Here is a 17,350-nt window from a genome sequence, read left to right on the forward strand (position 1 = left end):
GCCGGTCACCGGCCCCGGTAGTTGGGGGCTTCGACGGTCATCTGGATGTCGTGCGGGTGGCTCTCCACCAGCCCGGCGGAGGTGATACGGGTCAGCTGCCCACGCTCCTGCAGCTCGGCCACGGTGGCCGCGCCCGCGTAGCCCATGGAGGCGCGCAGACCCCCGACGAGCTGGTGGGCGACGCCGGCCAGCGGTCCGCGATAGGGCACCTGGCCCTCGATCCCCTCGGGGACGAGCTTGTCGTCGGAGAGGACGTCGTCGGCGAAGTAGCGGTCCCGGCTGAAGGACTGGTTGCCGCGCTTCTGCATGGCGCCCAGCGAGCCCATGCCGCGGTAGGTCTTGTACTGCTTGCCGTTGACGAACACCAGCTCGCCCGGGGCCTCCTCCACGCCGGCGAACAGGCCGCCGATCATGACGGTGTCCGCACCGGCGACCAGGGCCTTGGCGATGTCGCCGGAGTACTGCAGGCCGCCGTCGGCGATGACCGGCACCCCGGCCGGCCCGGCGGCCAGCCACGCCTGGTGGACGGCGGTCACCTGCGGCACGCCGACCCCGGCGACCACGCGGGTGGTGCAGATGGAGCCGGGACCGACGCCGACCTTGACCGCGTCGGCGCCCGCGTCGACGAGGGCCTGCGCGCCCGCGCGGGTGGCGATGTTGCCGCCCACCACCTGGACGCCGAAGTCGGCCTTGACCCGCGACACCATGTCCAGGACCGCGCGCTGGTGGCCGTGCGCGGTGTCGACGACGAGCACGTCCACGCCCGAGTCGACCAGCAGCCCGGCGCGCTTGTAGGCGTCGTCGCCCACCCCGAGGGCCGCGCCGACCATGAGCCGGCCGTCGGCGTCCTTCGTGGCGTTCGGGTACTGGTCGCGCTTGACGAAGTCCTTGACGGTGATCAGCCCGCGCAGCCGTCCGGCGTCGTCCACCAGCGGCAGCTTCTCGATCTTGTGCTGGCGGAGCAGGGCGAGCGCCGTGTCGGGGTCCACGCCGACCGGCGCGGTGACCAGCGGCATCGGCGTCATCACGTCGCGGACGAGCCGGGTCTGGTCGGTCTCGAAGCGCATGTCGCGGTTGGTGACGATGCCCACCAGGACGCCGTCGGAGTCGACGACCGGCGCGCCCGAGATCCGGTAGCGAGCCGACAGCGCGTCCACCTCGGCGAGGGTGTTGTCCGGCGCGCAGGTGACCGGGTTGGTCACCATGCCGGCCTCGGAGCGCTTGACCAGGTCGGCCTGGCCCGCCTGCTCCTCCGCGGCGAGGTTGCGGTGCAGGATCCCGATGCCGCCCACGCGGGCCATCGCGATCGCCATCCGCGACTCGGTCACGGTGTCCATGGCACTGGAGAGCAGTGGCACGGCCAGCCGGATCCCGCGGGTGAGCCGGGCGCTGGTGTCCACCTCGGCCGGGACGACGTCGGACGCACCGGGGATGAGCAGGACGTCGTCGTAGGTCAGGCCGAGCGGCGCGAACTTCGCCGGCAGCTCGGGCACGAACTCATCGGGCTGCATGGGATGCCGCCACCCCTCCGGGATCGGGCCGGCACCCTCGTGGGCGCGCGGGGGAACCGGGTTCGATCGTAGGCGGCGACGCAGCACGCTCGGTGTGATCCCCGTCAGAGCACTACCGTGGGCGCGTGAGTTCGTTCTCTGACGGCCCCGAGTACGGGGTCCCCGACCAGCCGGGTCCGCCGCCGCTGACCATGGAGGAGCGGGCCGGTGTCCTGGACGACCTCGCGGAGCTCGAGGTCTTCCGCACCCTCCTGGAGCCGACGGGCATCAAGGGCATCGTCGTCGACTGCCCCGACTGCGACGAGGAGCACCACGTCGACTGGGCGCTGATGCAGGCCAACCTGCGGCAGTTGCTCGAGGAGGGCCAGACCGGCCGCCACGAGCCGCCCTTCGATCCCGACCCCGACGACTACGTCAGCTGGGACTACGCGAGCGGCTACGCCGACGGGGTGGCCGCGATGGCCGAACGCGAGGAGCCCGGCGGCTCCGGCCGCGGCGGCAAGCACGCCCGGGACGACTGACGAAGGACGCCGCTCCCCCTGCACCCGAGGACACGCCGAGCGCCCCCTCCCACGCGGGGAGGGGGCGCTCAGCGGGTGTTCGTGCCGGTCAGGTCATCATGCCGCGGCGGAAGCCGGTGGCCACCGCCTCGGCGCGGTCCTTGGCACCCAGCTTGCGGAACAGCCGCCGGGCGTGGGTCTTGATGGTGTCCTCGGACAGGTAGAGCTCGCGGCCGATCTGGGCGTTGCTCTTGCCCTGGCTCATGCCGGTGAGCACCTGCATCTCGCGCATCGACAGGCTGACCGGCGCCGGCTCGCGCACCGTGGAGCGGACCGTCGTCGGCGCCGCTCCGGCCAGTGCGGTGGCCCCGTTCCAGGCCGGCGAGAGGCCGCCCGCCGAGCCGCCTCCCGAGGACGACGCGCCGACCGAGGCCAGCGGCACGGGCTGGTGCGGGATGACCGGGCCGGGGCCCCGTCCGTCGACCCGGAGGCCGACGCGGGACAGGCCCAGCCCCATCTCCAGGGCGCTGGCGTCCCAGCGCAGGTAGCCACGGGCACCGACGGCGACCGCGGCCCGGACGCTCTCCGCGTCGTCGGGTGCGCCGAGCACGAGGACGGGCAGTCGTGGATGGGCGCGCAGGGCCTGGGTGGCCGTGGTCAGCCCGGAGTCCATGGCGCGCTGGGTACCGACCAGCAGGACGTCGGGCAGCCGGGTGGCCAGCCGGGACATGAGGCCCGCGGCGTCGCCGATGACCTCCACGCGACCCACGAACGGCAGTGCCACCAGCCGGCCGGCGATGTCGTCCCGGACCCGCCGGCGCTCGTCGTACACCCACACGGTCGTCGTCCCGTGGCCGGGACCGCGCATCCTGTCGTCGATCACGCCTGCTCCTCGCTCCCCCGGCCGCTGCCGGCCGGGTCCCACCGCCCGGATCCCCCGGCCGGGTGTCGCTCGGGCGTGACTCCCACCCGGGGACCCTCGCCGTCGCAGCGGTCGTGACGACCCGGCGAGGGGTGTCCCACGCCGGAGTTCGGCACGACCTGCAGCCACCTTGATCGACTGCGGGGGGAGGCAACAGCGGCTCTCACCCAGCGGGGGGAGACCGGACCCGTGAAAATGCGAGGTCCGCGTGTGTTTGACCACCAGAGGCCTCGGGCACCGGCCCACTGCAGCCGGACCGCCCCCTCCGGCTCGCATCGAGCCGAGGAGGACGACATGGCCGACATCCGACGCCTGCCCACCCCTGTTGCCGAGGTCTGGGACTGGCAGCTGCACGGGTCCTGCCGTGGCGAGAGCACGGCCCTGTTCTTCCACCCCGACGGTGAGCGCGGCCCCGCCCGGGCCCGCCGCCAGGCGGCCGCCAAGGCCGTGTGCGGCCGCTGCCCCGTCGTCGACGCCTGCCTGAAGCACGCACTGTCGGTCCGCGAGCCCTACGGGGTCTGGGGCGGCATGAGCGAGGAGGAGCGGGCCCGGCTGATCGCCGCGGAGCCCGCCGCCGTCGCCGCGGGGGTGTAGCTCCCCCACACACACGCCGAAGAGGGCGGGTCCGGAGTCCCGGACCCGCCCTCTTCGTGTTCATCGGCCCGCTGCAGGGCCCCGCCGCGAGCGGTGGGGAACAGTGGGGTCCTCGCTCAGTGCGAGTGGCCGTGCCCGCCGTGCGAGTGCCCGTGGGTGTGCTGGCCGGCACCGGCGTGCTCCTCCTCCTCCGGCGCCTCGACGACGGCGGAGTCGGTGGTGAGCACCATCGCGGCGATCGAGACGGCGTTGCCCAGCGCGGCCTTGGTGACCTTGACCGGGTCGATGACACCCTGCGCGGCCAGGTCGCCGTACTCACCGGTGGCGGCGTTGAAGCCGTGGCCCGGGCCGGCCTCGCGGACCTTGCTGACGACGACGCGACCCTCGAAACCGGCGTTCTCGGCGATGCGCACCAGCGGGGCGTCCAGCGCCCGCCGGACGACGCTGGCACCGGTCAGCTCGTCACCGGTCAGGTCGAGCGCGTCGACGGCTGCGGCCGCGTGCACCAGCGCCGAGCCACCGCCGGGGACGACGCCCTCCTCCACCGCGGCGCGGGTGGCGGCGATCGCGTCCTCGATGCGGTGCTTCTTCTCCTTCATCTCGACCTCGGTGGCCGCGCCGACGCGGATGACACCGATGCCGCCGGCGAGCTTGGCCAGCCGCTCCTGCAGCTTCTCGCGGTCCCAGTCGGAGTCGGTCGCCTCGATCTCGCGGCGGACCTGCGCGACACGGTCGCCGATCGCCTCGCCGGTGCCGCCGCCGTCGACGATGGTCGTCTCGTCCTTGGTGACGGTGACCCGGCGCGCGGTGCCCAGCACCTCGAGGCCGACCTGGTCGAGCTTGAGGCCGACGTCCTCGCTGACCACCTGGCCGCCGGTGACGACGGCGAGGTCGGTCATGAAGGCCTTGCGCCGGTCGCCGAAGTAGGGCGACTTGACCGCGACGACCTTGATCGTCTTGCGGATCGAGTTGACGACGAGAGTGGACAGCGCCTCACCCTCGACGTCCTCGGCGACGATGAGCAGCGGGCGGCCGCCGGTCGACAGGACCTTCTCCAGCAGCGGGAGCAGGTCGGCCAGCGCGCTGACCTTGCCCTGGACCAGCAGGACGAGGGCGTCCTCGAGGACGGCCTCCATCGCCTCGGGATCGGTGACGAAGTAGGGCGAGAGGTAGCCCTTGTCGAACTGCACGCCCTCGGTGACGTCCAGGTCGGTGGAGAGGGTGTTGCTCTCCTCGACGGTGATGACGCCGTCCTTGCCGACCTTCTCCATCGCCTCGCCGATCAGCTGGCCGACCTCGGCGTCCTGCGCCGAGATGGTCGCCACCTCGGCGATCGCGGCCTGCTCGGTGACCGGGATGGCCGCCTCGTCCAGGGCCTTCGAGACGGCCTCGGCGGCGGCGCGCATGCCGGCACCCAGGGCCAGCGGGCTGGCGCCGGCGGCGACGTTGCGCATGCCCTCGTGCACCAGGGACTGGGCGAGGACCGTGGCGGTGGTCGTGCCGTCACCGGCGACGTCGTTGGTCTTGGTGGCGACGTTCTTCGCGAGCTGGGCGCCGAGGTTCTCGTACGGGTCCTCGAGGTCGACCTCACGGGCGATCGTGACGCCGTCGTTGGTGATGGTCGGGGCGCCGAACTTCTTGTCGAGGACGACGTTGCGGCCGCGCGGGCCGAGGGTCACCTTGACCGTGTCGGCGAGCTTGTCCACGCCGCGCTCGAGCGCGCGGCGGGCGTCCTCGTTGAACTTGATGATCTTGGCCATGGAGGGCCCTTCCGATCAGGGGTGCGGGGGTGGGACGACGACCGCCCCGGGACCCGGTGGTCGGGTCGCCGGGGCGGTCGTGACGTGCTGGAGCAACCCCGTCGCGGGGCGCTGGGACCGGCCCCGTCCAGGGGCCCGCCCCGAGCCTGCGAGGGGGGGGAGGAACGAGGCCCTGTTACTTCTCGACGACGGCGAGCAGGTCGCGCGCCGACAGGACGAGGTAGTCCTCACCGGCGTACTTGACCTCGGTGCCGCCGTACTTCGAGTAGATGACCACGTCGCCCACGCTCACGTCGAGCGGGACGCGGTTGCCGTTGTCGTCGATGCGACCGGGGCCCACGGCGATGACCGTGCCCTCCTGCGGCTTCTCCTTGGCGGTGTCCGGGATGACCAGACCGGAGGCGGTGGTGGTCTCGGCCTCGTTGGCCTGGACCACGACGCGGTCCTCCAGCGGCTTGATGCTGACCTTGGTAGCGGTCGTCACGTCGGTGACGCCCCCTTCGCTGTCGAACGGCTGGTGGGTGTGGAGCTGATGCTGTGGCACGGTGCCCGGGCCTGCCGTCGCGGGGGTCAGGCGCCTGACCGTGTCGTTTGGCACTCTACCCATGAGAGTGCCAGCCGCTCAACCGGGTCCCCCGCTCCGGTGGCCCCTCGGGTGGGCCAGGCTGTCGGGGTGTCCGCGGAGCCTCCTGCCGAAGCGCTGGCGCAGCTGACCTGGCTGCGCACCCCCGAGGGGGCGACGGCCACCGCCCGGGCCGCCGACCTGCTCGCCGGCGGCGCCGACCTCCTCACCGGCCTCGCGCGGTTGCGTGCGGAGGTGGGCGCCGAGCACGCCGGCCCGGCGTGGGAGCTGGCCCGGCTGCGGGCCCGGGCCCGCCCGGTGTTCGGTGCCGACGCCGACGTCCTCTACCTCACCGCGGACACCCTCGAGCAGGCCGGGCGCCCGCAGCTGGCCGCGCGCCGCGCCGTCCGGCTGCTCGGCGGCCATGCCGACTCGGCCGTCGACCTCGGCTGCGCGGCCGGCACCGACACCGTCGCCCTCGCCCGCGCCGGCGCGCGGGTGCTCGCCGTGGACCGTGACCCCCTCGCCCGGGAGCTGACCGCCGCCAACGCGGAGGCGCTCGGGGTGGCCGACGACGTGTGGGTGACGGCGGGCGACGCCGTCGAGCTCGTCGACGGGGCGCGCGGGGGTGAGGTGGCCGGGTGCGCCGCCGCCGTCCTGGACCCCGCCCGCCGGGCCGGCGGACGGCGGCAGCTGGACCCCGACCGCTGGTCTCCGCCCTGGTCGACGGTGGCCGCACTGCTGGAGCGCGCGCCCCGGTCCGTCGTGAAGGTGGCGCCCGGGCTGGACCACGACCGGGTGCCCGCGGGGGTCGAGGCGGAGTGGGTGTCGGCGGGTGGCTCGATCGTCGAGGCGCTGCTGTGGGGACGGGCGGTGTCCGCCGTGTGGCGGCGGGCCTCGCTGGTGCGCGACGGCGAGGTGCTCGAGCTGACCGCCGGCGAGGACCCGGGGCCCGCGCCGGTCGGCCCCGTGCGGGGCTGGCTGCACGAGCCCGACCCCTCGGTCATCCGCTCCGGGCTGGTGTCGCTGGCCGCCGCGGACCTGGACGCCACGCTGGTCGACCCGACGATCGCCTACCTGACCTCCGACGCCCCGGCCGGCTCCCCGTGGGTCACCTCCTACCGGGTCGACGAGGTGCTGCCGTTCAACCTCAAGAAGCTGAAGGCGCTGCTGCGCGCCCGCGGGATCGGCCGGGTGGTGGTGAAGAAGCGCGGCTCGGCGATCGAGCCCGAGCAGCTGGCGCGGGCCCTGCGCGGGCCGGGCGACGGCACCGCCGTCGTCGTCGTCACCCGCGTCGCCGGCAGGCCGACCACACTCGTCTGCGCCGTCACCTGACCCCGACGACGGTCCCCCGGGGGCCATGTCGGCCACGAAGGCCCCCGGTACCTCAGCGGGTGACGACCTCGATCGGCAGGGAGCTGTCGGCCCCGACGTCCGGCGCGGACGGCGGGATCCCGGCCTCCACCAGCCGGGAGCCGAGGGCGGCCACCATCGCGCCGTTGTCGGTGCACAGCCGCGGGCTGGGCACCCGGAGCACGATCCCGGCGGCGGCGCACCGCTCCTCGGCCAGCGCCCGCAGCCGCGAGTTGGCCGCCACCCCACCGCCGAGCACCAGGTGGTCGATGCCGGCGTCCCGGCACGCGCGGACCGCCTTGGCGGTGAGGACGTCGGCGACCGCCTCCTGGAAGGAGGCCGCGACGTCGGCGACCGGCACCGGCTCCCCCGCCCGCTGACGGGCCTCGACCCAGCGGGCCACGGCGGTCTTCAGGCCGGAGAAGGAGAAGTCGTAGGGCGCGTCCCGTGGCCCGGTGAGGCCTCGGGGGAAGTCGATCGCGGTCGGGTCGCCCTCGCGCGCGGCCCGGTCGATCGGTGGGCCGCCGGGGAAGGGCATGCCGAGCACGCGGGCCACCTTGTCGAAGGCCTCCCCCGCCGCGTCGTCGATCGTCCGGCCCATCGACCGCACCTCACGGGCCAGGTCCGGGACGAGCAGCAGGGAGCTGTGCCCGCCGGAGACCAGCAGCGCCATGGACGGCTCGGCCAGCCGGCCGTGCTGCAACTCGTCGACCGCGACGTGGGCGGCCAGGTGGTTGACGCCGTACAGCGGCTTGTCCAGCGCCAGCGCGTAGGCCTTGGCCGCGGCCAGCCCGACCAGCAGCGCGCCGGTCAGCCCCGGGCCGGCGGTCACCGCGACCGCGTCGACGTCGGACGCCTGCACCCCGGCCTCGGCCAGCGCCCGGTGGACCGTGGGCACCATCGCCTCCAGATGGGCGCGGGAGGCGATCTCGGGGACCACGCCGCCGAACCGCTCGTGCTCGGCCATCGACGTGGCCAGCGCGTCGGCCAGCAGCGTCTGCCCGCGGACCAGGCCCACCCCGGTCTCGTCGCACGACGTCTCGAACCCCAGCACGAGCGGCTCGTTCCTCGCTGCGATGCTCACGCCCCTGTCCGCTCCCGCCTCATCACGACCGCGTCCGTGCCGCTCGGCTGGTAGTACCCGCGGCGCCGGCCGATCTCGGTGAACCCGCGGCGCCGGTAGAGCCCCTGCGCCACCTCGTTGTCCGCACGGACCTCCAGCAGCACCACCGGGCTGCGCCGGTCGGCCTCGGCGAGCAGCGCGTCGAGCAGCAGTGCCCCGATGCCCTCGCCCTGCCGGGTCCCGGCCACCCCGATGGTGGCCACGTGCGCCTCGTCGTCGTAGGCGATCAGACCGGCGTAGCCCACGATCCGCCCGTCGTCCTCGGCCACGACGTAGTGCCGGGTGTCCGGGCGGGCGAGCTCGTCGCGGTACATGGCCCGCGTCCAGGTGTCCGGCGCGAACAGCTCCTCCTCCAGCACCATGACGGCGTCGAGGTCGCCCAGGAGCATCGGCCGCAACCGGGCGCTCACGTGGTGGTCACCGGCTTGAACGACGTCGGCGGGACGGCGTCGGGCCGGCGCAGGTACAGCGGGACCAGTGGCGCGGCGGACGACGGGTCGGCCAGCTGGGCCGCCGCCGCCCGCAGCAGGCCCGCCGTCGTGACGTCGGCCGGGGTGACGTCGGCACCCAGGCGTTCGGCGAACCGTTCGTCCCCGACCACCGGCCCGTCGACGGAGAGCTCCTCGGGCCGCACCACCCCGGGTCCGCCCACCCGCGCGCCGTCGGCGGCGTAGGTGGCCCAGTAGACCTCCTTGCGCCGGGCGTCGGTGACCACCGTGCGCGCACCGGAGCCGACGGCGTCCAGGGAGCAGACGCCGATGACGGGGAGGCCACGGGCGTCGGCGAGCGCGGCGGCGGTGACCACGCCGACCCGCAAGCCGGTGAACGGGCCCGGGCCCAGGCCGGTGACGACGGCGTCCACGTCGGCCACGGTGACGCCGGCCGCGGCCAGCACGTCGGTCACCGCGACGGTCAGCAGCTCGGCGTGCCGGTTGCCCGAGGGCACCGCCCGTTCGGCGAGCACCACGGTCACGCCGTCCGTGCTCCGCCGGGCCAGGCCGGCGACGAGCGTCGGGGTGGCGGTGTCGAGGGCGAGGACCAGCACGACCGCCGAGGGTAGTGCGGTGCCCTCAGCCGGCCTCCGGACCGTCCGGGCGGCCCACCAGCCGGTCGACCACCGCGACGTGGGCCGGATGCGCCAGGCGCAGGAGGCGGACCTCCGCCGCGGACACCCAGCGCAGGTCGTCGTGCTCGTCGGGCTGCAGGTTCCGCGGCTCCCCCTGCCAGGACCGGACCGCCCAGACGCTCAACCGCAGTCCTGCGTCCTCCGCACGCAGGACCGGTTCGGCGTCGACCTCGCGCGGATCGACCCCGATCTCCTCCCGGAGCTCCCGCGCCAGGGCCGCCCGCTCGTCCTCGCCGCCCTCGACGTGCCCCCCGGGGAAGTCCCAGACGTCGGGGTACCAGCGCCGGCCGGGTGACCGGTGGGCCAGGAGGACCCGCGCCCCGCGGACGAGGACGCCGGCCACGACCCGGTGGACGAGCACCGCTCAGGCCGTGCCGGGAGCCGCGAGCCGGGCCTCCCATCCGGGCCCGTGCGGTACCAGCTCGGCGGTACGGACGTCGTCGTCGCGCCGGTCCAGGCGCACCTCGAGGTGCTCGTCCGCCAGCCGCTCGACCAGGCCCTGTCCCCACTCCACGACCGTGACCGACTCCTCCGTGGCGGCGTCCAGGTCGAGGTCGTCGACGTCGGCGACGCTGCCGAGCCGGTAGGCGTCGACGTGGACCAGGGGCACCCGGCCGCCGCGGTGCACGCGGGCGATGACGAACGTCGGCGAGGTGACCGGCTCCCGTACGCCGAGGGCGGCCCCGATGCCCTGCGTCAGTGCCGTCTTGCCCGCGCCCAGCGGCCCGACCAGGACGACGAGGTCCCCGGCCCGCAGCACCCCGGCCAGCTCGGCGCCCAGTGCCCGGGTGTCCTCGGCGGTGGGCAGCCGGTGCTCGCGTCTCACGCCAGGCTCCGCGCCAGGGACGTCAGGTCCTCCAGCAGCCCGGCCCGCGGTGCGCCGTTCGGGCCGAACCGGATGGCCGCCGACGGGTGGTAGGTGGCCCACACCGAGCGGCCGTCGACGTCGTGCGCCCGCCCGCGCACCTGCGCCAGCACGGTCCGCGGGCCGAGGAACCACCTGGCGGCCGAGAGGCCCAGAGCGACGACCGCCGGCGCGTCGAGCAGCTCCAGCTGGCGGCGCAACCACCCGGAACAGCGGGCCACCTCCGGCGACTTCGGCGTCCGGTTGGCCGGCGGGCGGCACTTGACCACGTTGAGCACCGCCGCCTCGCCGCGGTCCAGCCCGGCCTCGGCGAGCAGCTGGTCGAGCAGCGCACCGGACCGTCCGACGAAGGGGCGACCGGTCTCGTCCTCGGTCGCACCGGGGGCCTCGCCCACCAGCACGAACCGGGGGCGGCCGCCCTCCGGCACGTCGCCCACGACGACGTGCTGCCGGGTGGCGGCCAGCTCCGGGCAGGCGACGCAGGGCCGGGCGGCCGCAGCCAGCGAGGCCCAGTCCGGGGCCGCGGCGGCGACGCGGGCGACCTCCTCGGCCGCGGCGTCGAACCGGGGCGCCCGGGTCACCGGCCGGCCACGGGCTGCTGCTCGGCGGCCACCCGGCGCAGCAGCGCCGACAGTGCCGAGGTGACCTCCGCGGGCTTCTCCAGCAGCACCATGTGCCCGGCCCCAGGGACGACGACGTACGTGAGCGCCGGCGCCTCCGCCCCACCGAGCCGCTCCACGATGAGGTCGCTGTGCGCGCTGGGGATGAGCTTGTCGTCGGCGCCGGTGAGCACCAGCGCCGGGACGGCGCGCAACGGCTCCAGTGCGCCGGTCTCGTCGAGGCCGGCCAGGGCCGGGTAGAACTCCGCGATCACCTCGACCGGCGTGCCCGCGATCATGGAGTCCACGTAGCGGCCCAGCGCCGGGTCGACGTCGGTGGAGGCGAACGACAGGGACCACGTCATCGACGAGATGAGATCGGCGGCCAGCCGTCGGGTGCGTTCGGCGAACCCGGGACGGCGGCGCATGGTGAACGCCGCCACCGGCAGCACCGCGGCGCGCAGCCGGGTGAGCAGCTCCGGCATCCCGAAGTCCAGCTCGGCGAGGTTGCCGCTGGACGTGCTCATCAGCGCCACGGCGACCACCTTCGGGCCGAACAGCTCCGGTCGCAGCTCGGCCAGCGCCATGACGGTCATCCCGCCCATGGAGTGGCCGACCAGCACCACCGGACCGCGGGGCACCCGCGCCTCCAGCACCCGGGCGAGGTCGCGGCCCAGCTGCTCCATCGTCGAGTTCTCCCCCCGGCCGCGGCCGGAAGCGCCGTGCCCGCGCTGGTCGTAGAAGACCAGCCGGGCCTTCGGCCGCGAGCCGTTGGCGGTGGCCAGTTCCGCGGCGAGCGCCCGGCGCTGGTACGTCCACGACGCCAGCGACAGCGAGTAGCCGTGCACGAAGACGACGGTCAGCGGAGCGTCGGCCGGACCGACCTCCTCCACGTGCAGCAGCACACCGTCGTCGGCCTGCACGAGCGCCGTCCGGTCGGCGCGCCGGGAGGCCGGGCCGAGCGGGTCGTCCTCGCGCAGCTCGGCGTCGGAGGCTCCGGACGGCAGCCCGGCCGCCGAGCCGACCCGCTCGGCACCCACGCGGCGGGCCGCGGCGCGGCTGACCGCCACCCCGACGGCGGCGCCGGCCGCGGCCAGGCCGAGGACCGCGCCGACGATCCCCGCGCGGGCGTGCGGACGGTTCTTCGGCGGATGGGTCCTGGACGGCTTCGTGCGCGCCGCCATCAGACCGCCCCCGCCGAGCCGACGTAGCGGCGCGCGAAGCGGCCGCCGATCCGGGCGACCAGCTCGTAGTGGATGGTGTCGACGGCGTCGGCCCACTGCTGCGCCGTCGGCTCGCCGTCCGTGCCCGGGCCCCAGAGCACCACGCGGTCCCCGGGCTCGACCGGGTCGTCCCCGACGTCGAGGACGAACTGGTCCATGCAGACCCGGCCGGCGATCAGGCGCTGCGCTCCGGCCGCCAGCACCGGCGCCCGGTTGCTGCCGGCCCGGGGTACCCCGTCGGCGTACCCGACCGGGACGACGGCCAGGGTCGTCTCCGACCGCGGCGAGTAGGTGTGCCCGTAGGAGACGCCGACGCCGGCGGGGACCCGCTTGGTGAGCAGCACCCGGGCCTGCACCGTCATGGCCGGCCGCAGCCCGTGCGCGGCCGGGTCGCCGCCGAGCGGGTCCAGACCGTAGATCGCGACGCCGGGCCGGACCATGTCGAACCAGGTCTCGGGCAGCGCGACCGTGGCCGCGGAGTTGGCCAGGTGCCGCCGTGCGTCGGTCAGCCCGGCGTCGCGGGCGACGGCGACCGCCTGCTCGAACACGCTGACCTGCAGGCCGATCGTCGGGTGCGTCGGGGCGTCGGCGTAGGCCAGGTGGCTCCACAGCCCGACGACGTCCACCTCGCCGTCGGCCTGGGCCCGGGCGGCGGCCGCGACCAGGTCCGGCCACTGCTCGGGGGTGGCCCCGCCGCGGGAGAGGCCGGTGTCGACCTTGAGGTGCAGGCGCGCCGTGCGGCCGGTCGCCCGGGCGGCCGCGACCACCTCGTCCAGACCCCACCCCGCGTTCACCGACAGCTCGACGTCGGCGGCCAGCGCGGCGCCGACGTCCTCTCCCGGGCCGTTGAGCCAGGCCAGCAGCGGGGCCGTGACGCCCGCCGCGCGCAGCGCGAGCGCCTCCTCCACGACGGCCACGCCGAGCGCGTCGGCACCGCCGGCGAGGGTCGCCCGGGCAGCGGGGACCAGCCCGTGCCCGTAGCCGTCGGCCTTGACCACCGCCATCAGCGGGCGGCCGACCCGCTCGCGCAGCACCGCCGTGTTGGCGGCGATGGCGTCCAGGTCGACGACCACCTCGGCCCGGGCTCCGTTCATCACGGGTGCCAGTCTCCCAGGTGGTCGACGGCGCTCCGGGACAGCCGGGCCAGGGTCGCGGGCAGCCGGCGGACCAGGTCACCGGCGATCAGGGGTCCGCCCTCCGCGGCCAGCTGGCCGGCCCGCCCGTGCACGTGGGCGGCGACGGCGGCGGCCCGGACCGCCGGCAGCCCGGTGGCCAGCAGTGCCCCACCGATGCCGGAGAGCACGTCGCCGGTGCCCGCGGTGGCCAGCCAGGGCGTGCCGGTGCCGTTGACGTAGGCGGTGCCGTCGGCGCCGGCGACGACGGTGGCGTCGCCCTTGAGCAGGACGACGGCGCCGAGGTCGGCGGCCAGCCGGCGGGCGGCGCCGACCCGGTCGTCCCCCACCTCCGCCCCGAACCGGGCGAACTCGCGGTCGTGCGGCGTCAGGACGGTCGGGGCGTTGCGGTCCCGGACCAGCCCGGGGTCCCGTGCGGCGATCGTCAGGGCGTCGGCGTCGACCAGCACCGGCAGGTCGGTGGCCAGCACCTCGGCCAGCAGGCCGGCCGCGGCGTCGTCGGTGCCCATGCCGGGGCCGACCACCCAGGCCTGCACCCGGCCCGCGTCGGCCGGGCGGCCGTCGGTGACGATCGCCTCCGGCCACGCGGCCCGCACCCCGCCGGCCGCCGTCCCGGCGTAGCGGACCAGGCCGGGCCGGGTGCGCAGCGCCGCCCCGGTGCAGAGGACGGCGGCACCGGGGTACGCCGACGAGCCGGCGACGACGCCGACCACGCCGCGCGAGTACTTGTCGTCGTCGCTGGTGGGCGGCTCGATCGCGGCCGCGGCGTCCGCGTCGGTCAGCCGGCTGACCGACGGAGGCGGCAGGTGACCGGCCAGGCCGATGTCGACGAGGTGGACGCGCCCGGCGTACCCGCGCCCCCGGCCCACGACCAGCCCGACCTTGACCGCGCCGAAGGTGACGGTGTGCTGGGCGGGGAACGCCGCCCCCGCGACCGCGCCGGTGCTCGCGTCCACCCCGCTGGGGACGTCGACGGCGACCAGGAGCCCGGGTCCGGTGGCCGCGCGCTCCACCAGCGCGGCGGCGGCCGGGCGCAGTTCCCCGGTCCCACCGATGCCGACGATCCCGTCGAGGACGAGGTCGGCCCGCTCGAGTCCGGTCGGCCCGTCAGGACCGGTCACCCGCCCACCGGCCGCCCGCAACGCCACCAGGCCGGCCGGGTGCGCGCGGTCGGGGTCGAGGAGCACGGCGGTGACCCGCGCACCCCGGCGGGCCAGGTGGGCGCCGGCGAACAGGGCGTCCCCGCCGTTGTTGCCCGCGCCCACCAGCGCGGTGACCCGCACGCCGTGCGTCCGGCCCAGCAACTCCTGGCAGACGGTGGCCAGGCCGGTCGCCGCCCGCTGCATCAGGGCGCCCTCGCGGGTGGTGGCCAGGAGCGGCGCCTCGGCGGCCCGGACCTCCTCGGCGGTGTACAGCCCGCTCACGTGCCCTCCGGTTCGCTCCCGCGGGGCGCTCCGCTCCTCGCTCGCTGGCGCTCGCTGCGATGCTCACGCCCCTGTTCGCTCACGTGCCCTCCGGTTCGCTCCCGCGGGGCGCTCCGCTCCTCGCTCGCTGGCGCTCGCTGCGATGCTCACGCCCCTGTCCGCTCACGTGCCCTCCGGTTCGCTCCCGCGCGCCAGCCCCTCCGCGACGACCACCGCCGAGGCGATCCCGCCGTCGTGGCTCAGGGACAGGTGCCAGGAGGTGATGCCCAGCGCAGCCGCACGCCCGGCGACGGTGCCGCGCACGCGCAGGTGCGGCCGCCCGTTCTCCCCGGTGACCACCTCGGCGTCGTGCCAGCGCAGGTCGCCGGGAGCCCCCAGCGCCTTGACCATCGCCTCCTTGGCGGCGAAGCGGGCCGCCAGCGACTCCCCGGTGCGCGGCCCGCCGCTGGGAGTCCGCTGCTCGGCGGCGGTGAACAGCCGGTCGCGCAGGCCGGGGGTGCGGGTGAGCGACTCCGCGAAGCGGGCCACCGGCACCACGTCGATCCCGACCCCGATGATCACGCCGTCAGTCTGCCCTGCGTGCGCCGCCACCGCCGTCCTGCCCAGGCCCGGCGACGACGGCTCCGCCCTCGCCGAGACGGCTCCTGCCGCACCGTTCCCGCTCCGACCTCACGACCGGTGCTGAGGTCGGAGCCGGGAGGACCAGGTCACCTGATCATCGGCGGGGCGGGCGGCCGGTCATTCGACGGTGACGCTCTTGGCCAGGTTGCGGGGCTGGTCGACGTCGTAGCCGCGGGTGTCGGCGATCTCGCAGGCGAGCACCTGCAGCGGCACCGTGGTGACCACCGGCGCCATCAGGGTCGGCGTGCGCGGCACCCGGATGATGTGGTCGGCGTAGGGGACGACGTCCTCGTCCCCCTCCTCCGCGATCACGATGGTGCGGGCACCGCGGGCGCGGACCTCCTGGATGTTGGAGACCACCTTGCCGTGCACCGACTCCCGGGCGCGCGGGGACGGGACGACGACCACGACCGGGGTGCCCTGGTCGATCAGCGCGATCGGCCCGTGCTTGAGCTCCCCCGCGGCGAACCCCTCGGCGTGGATGTAGGCCAGCTCCTTGAGCTTGAGCGCTCCCTCGAGGGCCACCGGGAAGGCCACGTGCCGGCCGAGGAACAGGATCGTGCCGGCGTCGGCCAGGGAGCGGCCGAGCGCGCGCACCGGCTCCATCTGGGTCAGCACCTCGGCGACCGCCTCCGGCAGCTTCCGCAGGTCCTCGACGATGGTGGCCACCTCGTCGGCGTACTTGATGCCGCGCACCTGGGCAAGGAAGAGACCCACCAGGTAGCAGGCGACCACCTGGGTGAGGAACCCCTTGGTGGAGGCGACCGCCACCTCCGGACCGGCGTGCGTGTAGAGGACGGCGTCGGACTCGCGCGGGATGGTCGACCCGTTGGCGTTGCAGATGGCCAGCACGCGGGCCTTCTGGTCCTTGGCGTGCCGCAGCGCCATCAGGGTGTCCATCGTCTCGCCGGACTGGCTGATCACGACGACGAGCGTCGAGCGGTCCAGCACCGGGTCGCGGTAGCGGAACTCGCTGGCGACCTCCACCTCGACCGGGATCCGGGTCCAGTGCTCGATGGCGTACTTGGCGATCAGCCCGGCGTGGTAGGCGGTGCCGCAGGCGACCACGAACACCTTGTCGATGTCGCGCAGGTCCTGGTCGGAGAGTCGCACCTCGTCCAGGGCCAGCTCGCCGTTCGGGCCGAGCCGGCCGAGCAGGGTGTCGGCCACCGCCCGCGGCTGCTCGGCGATCTCCTTGAGCATGAACCAGTCGTAGCCGCCCTTCTCGGCGGCGGCGGCGTCCCAGTCGACGGTGTAGGCGTGCGGCTCGACGGCGTTGCCGGAGAAGTCGGTGACGGTCAGGCCGCGCTCGCGGTCGATCTCGACGACCTGGTCCTGGCCCAGCTCGCGCGCCTCGCGGGTGTGCGCGATGAACGCGGCGACGTCGGAGCCGAGGAAGTACTCGCCGTCGCCGACGCCGACCACCAGCGGGCTGTTGCGGCGCGAGGCGACGAGGGTGTCGGGCTCGTCGGCGTGGGAGGCGACGAGGGTGAAGGCGCCCTCCAGCCGGCGGCTGGTCGCGCGCATGGCCTCGGCCAGCCGTCCCGGGCCGGCCGGCGTCTGCGCGTAGACCGACGCGAGCAGGTGGGCGGTCACCTCGGTGTCGGTCTCCGAGCTGAACTCGATGCCGTCGGCCTCGCACTCGGCGCGCAGCGCGGCGAAGTTCTCGATGATCCCGTTGTGGATCACCGCGACCTTGCCGTCGGCGGAGACGTGCGGGTGGGCGTTGCGGTCGGTCGGCCCACCGTGGGTCGCCCAGCGGGTGTGCCCGATCCCGATCGTCGAGCCCGGCAGCGGCTGTTCACCGAGCTGCTTCTCGAGGTTGGCCAGCTTCCCGGCCTTCTTGGCCGTCGCCATCCCGCCGTCGGTCAGGACGGCGACGCCGGCCGAGTCGTAGCCCCGGTACTCCAACCGCCGCAGGCCCTCGAGGACGACGTCCAGGGCATTCTGCGGGCCGACGTATCCCACGATTCCGCACATTGGGACGAGGGTACCGGCGGAAGCCGCCCCGACCGTCCCTCGTGTGGGCGAGAG

At 75.3% G+C, this 17,350-nt stretch carries 18 protein-coding genes; 3 read left to right on the plus strand and 15 right to left on the minus strand.

Translation table 11 applies throughout. The features are described 5' to 3' along the window. Window positions 1-5 precede the first annotated feature (5 nt). Window positions 6-1,511: an IMP dehydrogenase gene (guaB, locus tag GCU56_RS09415; RefSeq protein WP_163481473.1), complete on the minus strand. Its 1,506-nt coding sequence runs from the start codon at window positions 1,509-1,511 to the stop codon at window positions 6-8. A gap of 125 nt (window positions 1,512-1,636) precedes the next feature. Here guaB and GCU56_RS09420 point away from each other — a divergent pair, with 125 nt between their 5' ends. Further along, window positions 1,637-2,032 (plus strand): DUF5319 family protein, encoded by a 396-nt coding sequence (locus GCU56_RS09420; RefSeq protein WP_163481474.1) that lies wholly within the window; start codon window positions 1,637-1,639, stop codon window positions 2,030-2,032. Between the two features lie 88 nt (window positions 2,033-2,120). On the opposite strand, the gene GCU56_RS09425 is transcribed toward GCU56_RS09420, so the two are convergent. Then, the gene (locus GCU56_RS09425) at window positions 2,121-2,894 is read right to left on the minus strand and encodes a response regulator transcription factor (RefSeq protein ID WP_345771747.1); all 774 of its coding nucleotides are present in this window, start codon (window positions 2,892-2,894) and stop codon (window positions 2,121-2,123) included. Between the two features lie 333 nt (window positions 2,895-3,227). On the opposite strand from GCU56_RS09425, the gene GCU56_RS09430 reads away from it, so the two are divergent. Then, complete coding sequence (locus GCU56_RS09430) at window positions 3,228-3,527, plus strand: WhiB family transcriptional regulator (protein WP_163481475.1); 300 nt, start codon at window positions 3,228-3,230, stop codon at window positions 3,525-3,527. Window positions 3,528-3,643: 116 nt separating this feature from the next. On the opposite strand, the gene groL is transcribed toward GCU56_RS09430, so the two are convergent. Beyond that, window positions 3,644-5,287, minus strand: a complete 1,644-nt coding sequence (gene groL, locus GCU56_RS09435) for a chaperonin GroEL (RefSeq protein ID WP_163481476.1) — start codon at window positions 5,285-5,287, stop codon at window positions 3,644-3,646. A 175-nt stretch (window positions 5,288-5,462) separates the two neighbouring features. After that, window positions 5,463-5,771 (minus strand): co-chaperone GroES, encoded by a 309-nt coding sequence (gene groES, locus GCU56_RS09440; RefSeq protein ID WP_163481477.1) that lies wholly within the window; start codon window positions 5,769-5,771, stop codon window positions 5,463-5,465. Between the two features lie 189 nt (window positions 5,772-5,960). Here groES and GCU56_RS09445 point away from each other — a divergent pair, with 189 nt between their 5' ends. Beyond that, the gene (locus tag GCU56_RS09445) at window positions 5,961-7,184 is read left to right on the plus strand and encodes a THUMP-like domain-containing protein (protein ID WP_163481478.1); all 1,224 of its coding nucleotides are present in this window, start codon (window positions 5,961-5,963) and stop codon (window positions 7,182-7,184) included. 52 nt (window positions 7,185-7,236) lie between these two features. On the opposite strand, the gene tsaD is transcribed toward GCU56_RS09445, so the two are convergent. The 11 genes from tsaD to glmS all read right to left on the minus strand — a co-directional run bounded on the left by tsaD (window position 7,237) and on the right by glmS (window position 17,296). Next, complete coding sequence (gene tsaD / locus GCU56_RS09450) at window positions 7,237-8,286, minus strand: tRNA (adenosine(37)-N6)-threonylcarbamoyltransferase complex transferase subunit TsaD (protein ID WP_345771748.1); 1,050 nt, start codon at window positions 8,284-8,286, stop codon at window positions 7,237-7,239. Then, window positions 8,283-8,735 carry a ribosomal protein S18-alanine N-acetyltransferase gene (gene rimI, locus GCU56_RS09455; RefSeq protein WP_345771749.1) on the minus strand — a complete coding sequence of 151 codons (453 nt, stop codon included), beginning with the start codon at window positions 8,733-8,735 and terminating at the stop codon, window positions 8,283-8,285. The genes tsaD and rimI overlap by 4 nt, the downstream gene beginning before the upstream one ends. Continuing rightward, window positions 8,732-9,370, minus strand: a complete 639-nt coding sequence (gene tsaB / locus GCU56_RS09460; protein ID WP_163481479.1) for a tRNA (adenosine(37)-N6)-threonylcarbamoyltransferase complex dimerization subunit type 1 TsaB — start codon at window positions 9,368-9,370, stop codon at window positions 8,732-8,734. Before tsaB ends, rimI begins: the two co-directional genes overlap by 4 nt. Window positions 9,371-9,395: 25 nt before the next feature. Then, complete coding sequence (locus GCU56_RS09465) at window positions 9,396-9,812, minus strand: NUDIX domain-containing protein (protein ID WP_163481480.1); 417 nt, start codon at window positions 9,810-9,812, stop codon at window positions 9,396-9,398. A 3-nt stretch (window positions 9,813-9,815) separates the two neighbouring features. Continuing rightward, a complete protein-coding gene (tsaE, locus tag GCU56_RS09470) occupies window positions 9,816-10,277 on the minus strand; it encodes a tRNA (adenosine(37)-N6)-threonylcarbamoyltransferase complex ATPase subunit type 1 TsaE (protein WP_163481481.1) in 462 nt (153 codons plus the stop codon). Continuing rightward, complete coding sequence (locus GCU56_RS09475; RefSeq protein WP_163481482.1) at window positions 10,274-10,897, minus strand: uracil-DNA glycosylase family protein; 624 nt, start codon at window positions 10,895-10,897, stop codon at window positions 10,274-10,276. Before GCU56_RS09475 ends, tsaE begins: the two co-directional genes overlap by 4 nt. Beyond that, a complete protein-coding gene (locus tag GCU56_RS09480) occupies window positions 10,894-12,099 on the minus strand; it encodes an alpha/beta fold hydrolase (protein WP_163481483.1) in 1,206 nt (401 codons plus the stop codon). The genes GCU56_RS09475 and GCU56_RS09480 overlap by 4 nt, the downstream gene beginning before the upstream one ends. Beyond that, window positions 12,099-13,232 carry an alanine racemase gene (alr, locus tag GCU56_RS09485; RefSeq protein ID WP_163481666.1) on the minus strand — a complete coding sequence of 378 codons (1,134 nt, stop codon included), beginning with the start codon at window positions 13,230-13,232 and terminating at the stop codon, window positions 12,099-12,101. The genes GCU56_RS09480 and alr overlap by 1 nt, the downstream gene beginning before the upstream one ends. Next, the gene (locus GCU56_RS09490) at window positions 13,232-14,695 is read right to left on the minus strand and encodes an NAD(P)H-hydrate dehydratase (protein WP_163481484.1); all 1,464 of its coding nucleotides are present in this window, start codon (window positions 14,693-14,695) and stop codon (window positions 13,232-13,234) included. The genes alr and GCU56_RS09490 overlap by 1 nt, the downstream gene beginning before the upstream one ends. A gap of 162 nt (window positions 14,696-14,857) precedes the next feature. After that, a complete protein-coding gene (locus GCU56_RS09495; RefSeq protein WP_163481485.1) occupies window positions 14,858-15,256 on the minus strand; it encodes a holo-ACP synthase in 399 nt (132 codons plus the stop codon). A 177-nt stretch (window positions 15,257-15,433) separates the two neighbouring features. Next, window positions 15,434-17,296 carry a glutamine--fructose-6-phosphate transaminase (isomerizing) gene (glmS, locus tag GCU56_RS09500; protein WP_163481486.1) on the minus strand — a complete coding sequence of 621 codons (1,863 nt, stop codon included), beginning with the start codon at window positions 17,294-17,296 and terminating at the stop codon, window positions 15,434-15,436. Window positions 17,297-17,350 lie beyond the last annotated feature (54 nt).

The organism is Geodermatophilus sabuli (assembly GCF_010686765.1).
Taxonomy (GTDB): domain Bacteria; phylum Actinomycetota; class Actinomycetes; order Mycobacteriales; family Geodermatophilaceae; genus Geodermatophilus; species Geodermatophilus sabuli_A.

Bases quoted from the DNA above. Each gene is read 5' to 3' on its own strand.
- guaB (WP_163481473.1), bottom strand. From the start codon at position 1,511: ATGCAGCCCGATGAGTTCGTGCCCGAGCTGCCGGCGAAGTTCGCGCCG.
- GCU56_RS09430 (WP_163481475.1), top strand. From the start codon at position 3,228: ATGGCCGACATCCGACGCCTGCCCACCCCTGTTGCCGAGGTCTGGGAC.
- groL (WP_163481476.1), bottom strand. From the start codon at position 5,287: ATGGCCAAGATCATCAAGTTCAACGAGGACGCCCGCCGCGCGCTCGAG.
- GCU56_RS09480 (WP_163481483.1), bottom strand. From the start codon at position 12,099: ATGGCGGCGCGCACGAAGCCGTCCAGGACCCATCCGCCGAAGAACCGT.
- alr (WP_163481666.1), bottom strand. From the start codon at position 13,232: ATGAACGGAGCCCGGGCCGAGGTGGTCGTCGACCTGGACGCCATCGCC.
- glmS (WP_163481486.1), bottom strand. From the start codon at position 17,296: ATGTGCGGAATCGTGGGATACGTCGGCCCGCAGAATGCCCTGGACGTC.